Origin of the sequence: Mycoplasmopsis glycophila (assembly GCF_900660605.1) — a bacterium.
Lineage (GTDB): Bacteria > Bacillota_I > Bacilli_A > Mycoplasmatales > Metamycoplasmataceae > Mycoplasmopsis > Mycoplasmopsis glycophila.
Genome location: NZ_LR215024.1, coordinates 275,309 through 288,653, shown reverse-complemented (window position 1 = coordinate 288,653; position 13,345 = coordinate 275,309). Strand labels below are relative to the sequence as shown.

The following is a 13,345-nucleotide window of genomic DNA, read 5'->3' as shown; positions in this document are numbered from 1 at the left end:
TCATTGAGATTTTAGGTTAGCATAAGCATCTTAATAAAAGCATCTAAACCTGTTAAATCTCTATAAATGCTATCAGCGTTAGAAACATCTTCATCATTAAGTTTCTTTAAATAATCCTTGTATCATTTGTCATTAATAAGGTGATTTTCTTGAGTTGAATTAGCATAAATATTGTGATAATCAGAATCAGGATTATTGTTAACAAATTTATCTTTTTCTTCTTTAATAGCTTCAATTTTGTTATATAAATTGACAATCTTTTCACCATATGTACGAACAATATCAGACATTCTGTCTTTGTAATTTTGATCATTTACGTTCCCGTCTTTTACAAATTCGTATCCATCTGGACTAGGTTTTGTATTTGGATCATCATAAAATTTAATTGTTTCATAAATTAACAACGTTTTTAAACTTTTTGAAACTACTGACAATTCACTAGGTAATGAAAGTGGAGCTAAAGCTTCGTTTAAAGCTTTTTCAAGGTGATCTTTACCAGTTTTTGCCACTGCTTTTAAAAGCCGATCTTGAAAAGAAACATCTTTCTCTATTCTAGGTCAATCTTTGAATTCAGTAACATTATTTCTGTCTTTTGCTTCTGGATCGTTATTAAATTCTGAAGCTATGTTAAAGTATGTACTAATCGGATTAGAGTTATTGTTAGATCCTCTTTGAACAAAAGGACGCATTGATGTTTGCATTAAATAAAAGTTGGTTTTCATTGGTACTTCAATATTATCAATTGAAAACGCAGCTGTGTTAGAGTCTTCATATTTTGTACCTTTAGATAAAAGGTAATATGATTCTCCTTTTCTTTGCGATTCATCTAATCTATCAATTCAAGAAATAAACTCTTTTAATGTGTCCACTTTTTTAGCTAATACACCATCATTTCATTCACTTTCTTGAGCGTTATTGTAATTTGAAGCAAGAAAATCAGTCGAATTGTTGCTTGGGTCAAATAAATAACTATTTTTATAATCATTATTACTTTGGTTTTTTATAACCATTGTAGCAGTTTCGATAACTTTATTTTTTTGAGCTTGGGTTAATCATTTTTTACTATTAAGATACCTTTTAACTTTTTCTAAATCAGTTAAGCGATAAGTAATATCTTCAAAAACATAGAATCCATCATTTATTTTATTTGAAAAAGATGTTAAAGGAGTTCCAATAGAGTTAGCTGCATATCAAATTTTATCATCTGCATCTCTTGTAAAAACTGGTTTAGCAACTAATGAATCTTTATTAGCAATTATTGTTGATGAATTAACAGTAGATTTAGTATCATATTCTGTTAAAAATTCATTATTTTGATTTTTAGCATTTGTTAAACTATCATAATTATTTTTAGATTGAGTATAAATTAATTGATATTGAATATCTTTAGATTTATCAATAAACTCGATGTTTGTTCTAGGCAAGTTATCATTTTGACTTGCAAACTCTGGTTCTACGAATGATCTTTCTTTAGTTATGAATTTTTTAATCATTGACTCATTACGTTTAGAAACTTTCATAAATCCAGAAGTCATGGAATTATGACGATTATCACTTCAAAACCTATTAGTTCCTGCTCCAATAAATGAATTTTTTAAATTAGAGTTGTTAACATTTATAGGTGAACCGAAAAATATGTCACTTGTATTTTCATTGTGTTGTTTAACTTCAAATTCAATAATTACTGAAGGGATATAATCACCTGTTACTCTTGAAGCTGTAACATGGAAATTGAAAATAGATCCTTGATTATCTCTAAGGACATTTCTGATTGATTTTGATTCATCACCACCTGTTTGATTTGTGTATTGATAAGGATAATTTTCAATTGCTTTTCAGCCAAGACCAAACTTAGTTCTTCCTTCATCATCTACTTCATAATTAAAATCCGAAGGTGTAGAAGGTGCTTTAGAATCAATTAAGATTTTGTCTAAAGAAGATCTAGAACCGCCATTTGACAATCAATTTTTAGTGTAATTATAATTTGGTGAGTTTTTAACATCTTCTGGAACATTTTTATAGTAAGAAACATATTGATATTTATCAAGAGAAGCTCAATATGAAATTGAATCATTAACAATAACGTGGTTTGCTTGATTATTAGAAATATCTTGTGTAAAGTTAATTGTATAAGGGTTAATTTCATCATTATCCTCATTCCAATTACCTTTTTCATTTATTTTAAAAACATATGTTTTTACACTTCCTGGTTGTATTCGTGTAAAATCCATAGTGTTTTTATGTCTTGCAAATAAAGTAAGTTTTAATTGACCAGTTAAAATAATGTCATTAGACATTCAAAAAGCACCATAAAAATTTGAATCCTCAGTATATAAATTAGTTAAATTAAATCCAATCCTAAATTTTTTAGTGTTTGAATGTGATGAAAAACCATCACCTGATCAAAAGTTCCCTTTTGCAGTATTATCCCCAGATCAATTAAATGTATTTCTTTGTCCTCATTTGAGGAAATTGTAAGCACCAAGAGCTGTGTTGTTGTATCTTCCACTATCAATTGCTGCTTGTTTTTCATTTACACTAAAAAACCTACTTCAATCACGAGTAGACATTTCTGATGGAGATGTTCTATTTAAACCATCGTTTGCTTTTGTGCTAGGTGTAATTTCTATATCAAAATCTCTTCGATTACCCTCTAAATTTAAATAATTATAAAGTTGTGGTTTACTAAAATTCGTTGGGGTTAAAAAGTTGTAATCATTTAAATTTCTCCCCGAATTTACACCTTCTATATTTACATAATTAGTTCAAACATCATTATCAACAGCATTAATTATTTCTTCAAATTCCGCATCTGAAACGTCAGTTGTAGTCCACGAGTCATTTGTAGTAATTGATAATGTTGGCAACAATCCAATTAAAGTAGATCCGCTTAATAAAGCAAGTGGAATCTTTTTGTTTTTCTTTTTAATATCCATAATTAAACTCCTTAAGTTTATTTAAATAATTTGAAATATATTACACGAAAGTTTATATATTAAATAATACTTTATATAATAACTTAAAATTATTTTTATTTATATAATAGATAAATTATTTTAAGACTTAAATATAGGTGCAAAAGTTTTTTTTAGAGCACTTTTAAAAGTTCAAAAATGGCTTTTTTGCAAGAAAATCAAATGTTGCAAATCCATATAATAAAATGCAAAATTAAGTGAGCGGACAATTTAGGCCAAATGGGGCCAAGTCCATTAAGGTATTAGCAAGAATGTGCTTGCCTTTAACTTAAACTCTAACACATCCCCAGACAAATTTTCAAAAATAAATTATTTTTTTCACGACAAAAATGACTTTACGAATTTCTCGCAAAATCTTTCCTTTCCTAAAAAATTTTCTTTGAATTTGTGGAAACTATGTTAGCGCGCAAGTGCGCACCCGCACCTGCTTTTAAGCACAAGATAATATTTTGAAAAAAGCATCTAACGATACCTAAAATTAGCAATTTAGTATTTATGTAATAAATACTATTTTTTAAAATTGGGTATTTTTACAAAAATTTTCATTCCTTATATATAAATAGTTTTTTAAACTTCTGAATAAACAAATCAAAAAGATCTTATTTGATTTTGAATAAAAAAATACACCCTTATAAATAATGGGTGTACAAATTAATTAAACTATTTATCTAATTTAACAGTTATATTTATATTTTATATATATTTTAAATTTAGATTATTCACATAATCCGTTTGATTTGAAAGCGCCTAAAATTGTTTCAAATGCTAAATCTTCATCTTCGCCCGAAACTTTAAGTGTAACTTCATCTCCGCTTTTTACACCTAATGTCATGATGTTCATGATTGATTTTAAGTTAGCTTCTAAACCATTTGCTGTAATTTTTGATTCTGATTTAAATTTTGAAGCAGCAGCAGTTAATAATTGAGCTGGACGTGCGTGAATTCCAATTGGGTCAATAATTTTTACTGTAATTTCTTTCATTTGATATCTCCTTTTTATAATTTATATTTGATATTATCATAATTATAACATATTCAAATTTTGATTTAAATAATGTTCTAAAAAGTGCCTTATTATTATACAAAAGAAAATAAAAATGTCAATTTATTTAAAATAATATAAGACATATTAAATATAAATTAATATATAATTAAAAAAAGATAATATAGGGGTTATAAATGAACACAAAAAGTAGACGTCAAAAAAGAGTAGAAATAATACAAGTTTTATATAAATATGAGCTTTTAGAGCGTGAAATCAATATTCAAGATGTTTTTGATGAATTTCCATTTCTAGACAAAGAACAGCTTGTAGCAATTGATAAAATAGCAAAAAGTTATAATGTTTTAAAGAAATCATTATCTAAATTTATTAATCCAAGTTGAAAATGAGAAAGAATTAGTCCTGTTGTAAGAGCTATTCTCTTAAATGGAGCATATGAATTGTTTTTCATACAACCTAGAATAGTTATTAATGAAGCTGTAGAAATAACTAAAAATTATTTTTGAAAACCAATTGAACCTATCAACAAGGATGAAAGAATTTATGATGATTGACAATATAAATTTGTTAATGGTATTTTAGAAAATTACTATAAATTATTATTAAAATTGGAACAAATTTCATACAAAGTTGAAGAGTAATATTATGATAAATATTTTTAAAAAATCAGAAAAAAATCACAATAAATCTTTGCTATTCTTGTGAAACACTATTTTTTGGCAAAAAAAGATTAATAGTGTCTTAAAAGAATTTGCAAATTTGGAAATTATAAAAGACACAAAACTTAATGAGTTAGATTTTTCTAAATTAAATGATAAATCCAAATGAGAAAATATCGATGATTTAATAAGTGATTTTATAACATGTTTGCCTTTTACTGACACTGCATCACAGCAAGATAAAACTATGATGATTAATTTTATTAAATTTATGTTTTATCAACTTTCATATAAGTCTTTTACCAAGAAAGTTAACTTAATTTTCCTTAAGAAAAGTCCTTATACCATTGAAAACAAAATTGCAGTAAATAAAAGCAAACGTAGTTTTTATTATGATTTTTTAGATTCTTTTAAATATAAACCTAATTACAATATTACCTTAATTAAATTACTAAAGATTTTGTTATAAATGAAAAATACTCAAATTAGAAAACACTTTCCAATTTTAAAAAAAATCACTTATTTTGATAGTGCAGCGCTTGTTTTAAAACCAAAAAGTGCAATCGATGCTAATACTGACTTTTACTTAAATCAATCTATTTCTACAAGAACATCAGACACTCCATTAGGGAATATTGTTTACCAAACTTTAGAGCGAACAAGAGAAAAAACAGCCAAATTGATTGACGCTTCTCCTGAAGAAGTAATTTTTACTTCAGGCACAACTGAATCACTCAATAATTTTGCTTTAATGTCCAAAAAAATATTGAAAAAAAATGATGTAATATTGCTCTCAACATATAACCATAGTTCAAATATTATTCCTTGAATTGAAGTAGCAAAAGAAGTTGGTGCAAAGATTAAGTACTCTGAAAATCTTTTAGAAGATATCACTCCTAAAACCAAAATCATAGCTTTTGCTCAAGAAACAAACAATTTCAATCATAAAGAAGAAGTTTCAAAAATAATCAAAAAAGCACATAAATTAGGTGCACTAGTAGTTTCTGATGCTGCACAAGCAATTGTTCATGAAAAGGTCTCTTTAACTAGTTTTGATGTAATTGTTTTTAGTGCTAATAAATTTTATGGCCCAACAGGTTTTGGTGTTCTTGCAATTAAAAAAGAATTACTTAAAAAACTTTCTCCTGCTAAATTTGGTGGTGGAAGCATTACAGAGGTAGATAAAAATTCAAATTGAGGACTCAAAGATACTATTGCTGCATTTGAACCCGGGACGCCTAATCTTGCTGGCTTTTTCATGTTTGAAAAAGCAATTGATTTTTTTAATACAATCGGTTATGACAAAACACAAAAAGTGCTTACTAAATTATCTAATTATCTACATGAAAAGCTTTTAAAGTTAGATAACATTGATGTTTTATCTCAAAAAGGTGATTATATAGCTTTAATCAACGTCAAAAACATCAATTCTCAAGATGTTGCAACTTATTTAGGAAGCAAAAATATCTATACAAGAGCTGGAATTTTATGCGCCCCATACTTGAGAAACATTCGTAGTGAAAAATCATACTTACGAATTTCTTTAGGTATATATAATAATTTTGATGATATCGATAAATTAATTGAAGTTTTAAAAAATGGAGGTGATTTTTATGCATTTTAATCAAAATGAAGCTCGTGAAATTGTGATGAAACATTACATGAATCCCGAAAATAAAAAAAACCTAAACGAAGCAACAGACACTCAAAGTTTTTTTAGCACTTCTTGTGCTGATAAATTAGTTTTAAAGCGTAAATGAAAAGGTGATCTTTTAGATGAAGTAAGTTTTGATGGTCATGGTTGTGCTATTTTTCTAGCTTCAACAGATATATTTTTAAATTTAATTAAAAATAAAAATAAAGATGAAATCGCTAGAATTAAAGAGATTTACACAAAATTTGTAAAACAAGAAAATCTTACAGAAGAAGAAATAAGCTCACTAGGTGAATTATGAGTTTTCTTTAATGTTAAAACTCATTTAAATCGTGTGAATTGTGCTCTTTTAATTTCTGAATCTATTTTAAAATAATGTCAGTTATCTTACACATTGATTTTGATTCTTATTTTGTTAATGCAATCAAAACTATTAAACCTAATTTAAAAAATAGGCCTATGGTCTGTGCTCGAACAACAACTAATGCAATCGCACTTTCGATGACGTATGATATTAAAAAGTTCGGTTTTAAAGCTGGAGCTTTAGTTAGTGAAATTAGAAAAAAAGTGCCCAATTTAGTAGTGGTACAGCCTATTTATTCACTTTTTTCAACTTTATCAAGCAATATTTTTGCTTATTTTTACAATAAAATTAGCAAAAGAATTGATATAGCCTCAATCGATGAATGTTATATCGATATTACAGATAAAATCGAAAGTCTAGATAAAGCATTAGAATATGCCAAAAAAATTCAACAAGAAGTTTTAGAAAAATTCAAAATACCAATTAGTATTGGTGTTTCATATAATAAATTTTTTGCTAAAATGACTACAAACTTAATTAAGCCTTTTAATGTAGGTCTAACTGATCAAAATAATTATCAAGAAAACTTTTGAAACTTGCCGATTGAAAGTTTTCATGGAATCGGAAGAAGAACTGCACCAAAATTAAAGGAGTTAGGAATATTAACTATTGGTGATCTAGCACAGTATAAAGACAAAACTAGCTTTCTCAAAGATGTTTTCGGCAAAAATGCTAAAGAAATTATTGAATGTCTTAATCCTACTAAACAAGAAAGAATTCCTTTTGCACAAAAAGAAGATCCTAAAGGTATAGGTAAAGAAATTTCATTTGATAGCAATGAAAATATTTTAGATGATCACGAAGAAATCTTGCGTTCAATTACATACGAACTAATTGAAAAATTAGAAATTAAGAAACTAGTTTGCAAAACAATCACAGTTATAGCAAGAGATAAGAATAAAAAGTGAATTAGCAAACAAATGAAGCTTTCTCTTTTTACACAAAAAGAAGAAGAAATATTGCCTAGTGTAATTAAAATTTATAGAGAAAACTTTGCAAATAAGGAATGAAAAGGTTTAGGCGTAAGATTAACTGATTTACAAGATGCACATCAGACTTACCAACCAGTTAATCTTTTTAATAATCAAGTAAAAACAGAATTAGACATTCCGAAAAACTCTAGTGTATCGCATTTAATTTTAAAAATCAATTCAAAAATAGGCTCTAAAAATGCGATGACATTAAAGCAATATCAAGAAAAACAAAAGAAAGAAAAAGAAGATAACTTTTTTGAATCAAGTGGCGGAATATTCAAAAAATAAAGACGAGGAAAATATGAAAATAGGAATTTATGGTGGTTCTTTTGATCCAATCCACATCGGGCACATTGAAGTTGCAAAGTATGTAAGAGATGAATTAAAGCTAGATAAAATGATCTTTGTACCTACTAATTGCTCTCCTTTTAAAAAGAAAGCAAAGAAAGCTAGCAATGAAGATAAAATTAATATGATTAATTTAGTTTTAGAAGATAAAATGGAACTTTCTGATTTTGAAATTAAAAAAGGTGGTGTGAATTATACAATTGACACAATTAGGTATTTTAGTAAAAAGTACCCAAATGATGAATTGTTTTTTATTATTGGTTCAGATAACTTACCACAACTTCATAAATGAAAAGAAATTGAAGAAATTTCAATACTTGCAAAAATTGTTGTTGTAAAAAGAAGTTCCAAAATTAATAAAACAAATCTTAAAAAATATAATTGCCTTTTACTCAATAATAAACTTTTTGATTTTAGCTCAACAGAAATCAAAAAAGGTTATTTAGATATGCTTGATCCAAAAGTTTTAAATTATATTCAAAACAAAGGTCTTTACCTTGAAATGATTATTCACAACTCATTATCAGCTTTACGTGCAAAGCATTCTGTTGCGACAGCTAGTTTTGCAGCAGAACTTGCTAAAAAACATGGACTAGATGCTAAAAAAGCATACATGGCAGGTTTAATCCACGACATTGCTAAAGAATGAACTTATGAAAATTCGAAAGCTTTTGTTAATGAGTTTTACCCTGGATTAAATATCCCGAAACACAAAATGCATCAACTTTGTGGCAAGCTTTGAGCAAAACATTGTTATGGTGTAACTGATTTGGAAATATTACATGCAATTGAATTTCATACTACAATGGACTATAATTTTAGTGACTTTGATAAAGTGATTTTTATTGCAGACAAAATTTGTGATGGAAGAAAATATCCTGGAATTCAAAAAGTTAGAGAAAAAGTATTTGAAGATTTAGAATTAGGTTTTAAATTAGTTGTTGAAAATAATTTAGAACAAATCAAAGCATCAGGTGTTACTTTGGATGATGAAGCTATCAAGTTGTATCAGTACTTTTTAAAATAAAAGAAGGTTAAAAAATGGAAAAAGAAAGATTACAAAAATTATTATCTAAAGCAGGAATAGCTTCGCGAAGAGAAGCTGAAAAATTAATTCTTGATGGAAAAGTAACAATAAATGGTAAAAGAGCAACTCTTGGAGAAAAAGGTACATTTGATGATGATATTAAAGTAAATGGTAAACCAATTTCTGAAGAGAAAAAAGTTTATTTTGTTTTAAATAAGCCACCAAAAACTATCTGTACACTCAAAGATAACTTCAATCGTACTAAAGTAACCGATTTAATTGACACTCCTTATAAAATATTTCCTGTTGGAAGATTAGACTATGATACTACAGGTGTCTTAATTTTAACTAACGATGGTGATTTAGCTAATAAATTAATGCACCCTAAAAATAAAGTGGTAAGAGTGTATCGTGCAAGATTAAATGAGCCGCTTACTAAAATTGAATTAGCAAAATTAAATAAACCTGTTTTTATTAATAATACACAAAGCATTCAAGATGTTATTCCGATCGAAGGAGCTCCTAAAAGTTATTTTGTAGTTCTAACAGTCGGAACATACCATCACGTTAAATTATTATTTCAAACAGTAGGAAAAGAAGTTATTAATTTAAAGAGAGTCGAATTTGGTGGAGTTACAGTTAAAGGTATACCTTTAGGTGAATATAGACCTCTCAATATGAAGGAACTCAAAACATTAAGAGCTATTGTTAAAGAAGATTAATTATTCAAAATAAGCGGATTTTAAGATCTTAAACTAGGACACGAAATATGGACACAACCATATTTCGTGTTTTTATATATTTAGGAGGTATTATGAGACAATTAAAGGCACATCAATGATTAGAACTATTCGCTAGTTACGAAGATTACAAAAATAATTTGATATCAAAAAATGATTTTGAACTTAAATATTATTCAATCAGAGGTTTTAGTTTTTTTGATAGAAAATTCAATGAGGCTAAAAAATATTTTGTCTTCAAGTATAACAGATATAATTTAGGAATGATAAATATAGAATCGCAAACAGGTAAATCATCTAAAAAAGGTAAAGGGTCAGGTAGACCAAAAAGGCAAAAAATTACTCCTATTGAAATTGTAAAAAAGGAATGAGAAAAAATGCCTAAGGAACAATTGATTGAAATTTTAGAAATTTATAAAGACTCTTTTGATAGAAATAATATTGAAGTTGATATTTCTAAAATTAAGAAATCTTCACTTTCTACAAGAAAATTGGGCCTATGCTTTAATAAATCTAAGTCAACAATTCACAATCTAAAAACTAAAGATCAGCAAACAAGAAAAAAATCTGTAAATACTAAATATGATGAATTAATAATTAAGTCATTTAAGAAAAATAAGGGTTTGTTTGGTAGAAAAAGATTGGAAAGTTATATTAGAACAAAATTCCAAATAGATCTAAATTATAGGACTATTGGTAGAGCGATGAGAAGATTAAACTTATTTTGTTTAATCAGAAGAAAGAAAATAGACAGAGAACAAAAGAACACAAACGTAAAATTTATAGATCTTGTTAATCGTGATTATCACGGAGAGACAAACCAAATAATTGCCACTGATGTTACTTATATTTCTGCACCAAAAGATTGCTTAAACAATTTTGTATTTTTATCTGTTGCGATTGATCACAAAAGCAAATTTGTTGTTAATTATAATCTTTCAAAAAGAAATGATTTAGAACTAGTAATGGAACATATGTCTAAAATCAAAATGGACAAAAAATGAATAGCTCATTCTGATCATGGTTTCCAATATTCTTCAAAAACTTATGTAGATTTAATTCAGAAAAACAATGGTGTTGTATCAATGGGTAGAGTTGGAAATTCTTTAGATAATAGAGAAGCAGAATATTTCTTTTCGATTTTAAAATCAGAATGTTTAAAATTAATCGACATTACAAAAATAACTTTTAATGAATTAAAATCATTGATTGATGATTTTGTGTTTTGATACAACAACGAAAGAATTCAATCAGTATTAAATTGAAAAACACCTCAAGAGTGTTGAGGTGTTTTAGCAAATTAAACTTTTTGTCCACTTTTCGTGTCCCAGTTTATCTTGCTTTTTTTATTTTTGAAAGAAAGAATAAGAAAAAAATGCACAAGCAAAAAATATCAAACTTCTTTTAGCAATGTTATAATTAGAATGCTAAAAAATACTTGACTAATGTTTGTTTTAAAATATAATTAGTCAATAAATTAAAAAAACAAAACATGTTAAATATTTATTGTAAGATATAGCTTTTTATGCTTTTATAATTATTTTTAGCCGATAAAAATGCAAATATACCTTATAATAAATTTAATTAAATATATAAAGAACAAAAGGAGAAAAAATGACAAAAAAAAGATTACAGGATGATTTTTACGATTACATAAATCATGACTGATTGCAATCAACTCAAATTCCTAGCGATAGACCAAATATTAGTGCTTTCGGTGAAATGGATTTAGCGTTAGAAAAACTATTAAAAGGCTTAATAAGCGACTGAGCCACAGGAAAAAAAGAGATCCCTAACAATAAACACTTGCAAGAAATGATTATTTTATACAAAATGGTTATGGATGTAGAAACAAGAACAAAATTAGGATGATCTGTTGCTAAAACTGATCTAGATAAGATTTTAAAACTTGAAAGTTTTCAAGATGTTGCAAAACAATATGTTGATCTTGATTATCAATTTATTGGATTGCCACTTGGATTTTATGTTTCACAAGATTTCATTAACAATAGAATTAAAGTGTTATGAATGAGTCAATTAGGTTCAATTTTACCTTCAAAAGAAAATTATGACAAAGAAGACAAAGATAAATTCCTTAAAGTTTGAAGTGATATGAGCTTTAAATTAGCTAAAAGTTATGGTTTAGATGATCAAACAATAAATCACATGATCAAAAAAGCTTTAGAATTTGATAATCTTTTAAAAGATTATTTACTTACAAATACACAAAAAGCAGACTATGTTTCACTATATAATCCAAAAAACATTGAATGATTTGCAGATAAATCAAAATTATTTCCAATCAAAGAAATTGCTGAAAAATTAGTAGAAAATCAAAAAGTTGATACTATTGCTATTGATAATGTCGTATTTTTCGAAAATCTTGACAAAATCTTTAATGATGAAACATTTGAAGGATATAAAGCATTATTATTCTTTAGAAACTTACAAAATACAGCATCATATATCACAGAAGAAACAAGAGAAATTGCTACATCATTTAGAAAAGCACTATACTCAATTGATCAAACACGTAGTTTAGAAGATTTTGCTTTTGATGTTGTTTCAAAATACTTTTCAATGCCAATTGGTTTATATTATGCTCAAACTTATTTTGGTGAACAAGCTAAAAAGAATGTTGAGAACATGGTTAAAAACATGATTCAAATTTACGAAAAAAGATTAAAAGCTAATAATTGATTAAGCAAAGACACTGCAGAAAAAGCAATTGTTAAATTAAATAAATTAGGTGTTATGGTAGGTTATCCAGAAGAAATTGAAAGTTACTATGACAAATTTATTTTCAAAACATATGAACAAGGCGGAAATTTAGTTTCAAATCTCAAAATTGCTTCACAAGTTCTTACAAAACATAATTTTGATCAATATATGCAAAGAACAAACGACAAATTATGAAGTATGTCACCAGCAGCTATTAACGCATATTTCCATCCATTTTTCAATCACATTGTCTTCCCTGCCGCAATACTTTCAGCACCGTTTTATGACATTAACGCTTCATCAGGTGCAAATTATGGTGGAATTGGTGCTGTTATAGCTCACGAAATTTCACATGCTTTTGACAATAATGGTTCACAATTTGACGAAAATGGAAGCTTAAAAAATTGATGAACTGAACATGATTACAAAGTTTTTAAAGATAAAACAAAAGCTGCTATCGAAATTTTCGATGGTATCGAAACAGAACACGGTAAAGTTAACGGAACACTTACTGTTTCAGAAAACATTGCTGACATGGGTGGTTTTTCATGTGCATTAGAAGCTGCTCAAAAAGAGCCTGATTTTAAAGCAGAAGACTTTTTTGAAAACTGAGCTAGAATTTGAAGAATATTATCAAAACCAGAAGCTGCTAAAAGACGTTTAGAATCTGACGTGCACGCTCCTGGAAAACAAAGAGCAAACGTACAATTAAGCAACTGTGATTTATTCTACGAAACTTATAACATTACACCAAGTGATGGAATGTATATCGAACCTTCAAAAAGAGTTAAAATTTGATAATAATAAAGCGAGCATTGCTCGTTTTTTTATTGCATGAAGATGAGCAAAAAACCTTTTAAAAATCGATTTATAAGCTAGA

At 27.1% G+C, this 13,345-nt stretch carries 11 protein-coding genes; 9 read left to right on the top strand and 2 right to left on the bottom strand.

The window, feature by feature from the left end; all coding sequences use genetic code 4:
* Window positions 1-11: 11 nt before the first annotated feature.
* Together EXC46_RS01125 and EXC46_RS01120 are read right to left on the bottom strand one after the other, a co-directional pair.
* On the bottom strand, window positions 12-2,936 hold the full coding sequence (locus EXC46_RS01125) for a hypothetical protein (protein ID WP_027333820.1): 2,925 nt from the start codon (window positions 2,934-2,936) through the stop codon (window positions 12-14).
* 754 nt (window positions 2,937-3,690) lie between these two features.
* On the bottom strand, window positions 3,691-3,957 hold the full coding sequence (locus tag EXC46_RS01120) for an HPr family phosphocarrier protein (RefSeq protein WP_027333819.1): 267 nt from the start codon (window positions 3,955-3,957) through the stop codon (window positions 3,691-3,693).
* A 197-nt stretch (window positions 3,958-4,154) separates the two neighbouring features.
* Here EXC46_RS01120 and EXC46_RS01115 point away from each other — a divergent pair, with 197 nt between their 5' ends.
* From EXC46_RS01115 to EXC46_RS01075, 9 genes are all read left to right on the top strand, one after another.
* On the top strand, window positions 4,155-4,619 hold the full coding sequence (locus EXC46_RS01115; RefSeq protein ID WP_027333818.1) for a transcription antitermination protein NusB: 465 nt from the start codon (window positions 4,155-4,157) through the stop codon (window positions 4,617-4,619).
* Between the two features lie 118 nt (window positions 4,620-4,737).
* The gene (locus EXC46_RS01110; RefSeq protein WP_129622111.1) at window positions 4,738-5,106 is read left to right on the top strand and encodes a hypothetical protein; all 369 of its coding nucleotides are present in this window, start codon (window positions 4,738-4,740) and stop codon (window positions 5,104-5,106) included.
* Window positions 5,107-6,261 carry an aminotransferase class V-fold PLP-dependent enzyme gene (locus EXC46_RS01105; RefSeq protein WP_027333816.1) on the top strand — a complete coding sequence of 385 codons (1,155 nt, stop codon included), beginning with the start codon at window positions 5,107-5,109 and terminating at the stop codon, window positions 6,259-6,261.
* Entirely contained in the window at window positions 6,251-6,667 is a 417-nt protein-coding gene (locus EXC46_RS01100) for an iron-sulfur cluster assembly scaffold protein (RefSeq protein WP_027333815.1), read from the top strand. The genes EXC46_RS01105 and EXC46_RS01100 overlap by 11 nt, the downstream gene beginning before the upstream one ends.
* Entirely contained in the window at window positions 6,667-7,917 is a 1,251-nt protein-coding gene (locus EXC46_RS01095; RefSeq protein WP_044888939.1) for a Y-family DNA polymerase, read from the top strand. Before EXC46_RS01100 ends, EXC46_RS01095 begins: the two co-directional genes overlap by 1 nt.
* A 13-nt stretch (window positions 7,918-7,930) precedes the next feature.
* The gene (locus tag EXC46_RS01090; RefSeq protein ID WP_027333813.1) at window positions 7,931-9,004 is read left to right on the top strand and encodes a nicotinate-nucleotide adenylyltransferase; all 1,074 of its coding nucleotides are present in this window, start codon (window positions 7,931-7,933) and stop codon (window positions 9,002-9,004) included.
* Window positions 9,005-9,018: 14 nt separating this feature from the next.
* Window positions 9,019-9,726, top strand: a complete 708-nt coding sequence (locus tag EXC46_RS01085) for a pseudouridine synthase (protein WP_027333812.1) — start codon at window positions 9,019-9,021, stop codon at window positions 9,724-9,726.
* Between the two features lie 92 nt (window positions 9,727-9,818).
* Complete coding sequence (locus EXC46_RS01080; RefSeq protein WP_165005584.1) at window positions 9,819-11,048, top strand: IS3 family transposase; 1,230 nt, start codon at window positions 9,819-9,821, stop codon at window positions 11,046-11,048.
* A 310-nt stretch (window positions 11,049-11,358) separates the two neighbouring features.
* Window positions 11,359-13,266 carry a M13 family metallopeptidase gene (locus EXC46_RS01075; RefSeq protein ID WP_027333527.1) on the top strand — a complete coding sequence of 636 codons (1,908 nt, stop codon included), beginning with the start codon at window positions 11,359-11,361 and terminating at the stop codon, window positions 13,264-13,266.
* The last annotated feature ends 79 nt before the right edge of the window (window positions 13,267-13,345 follow it).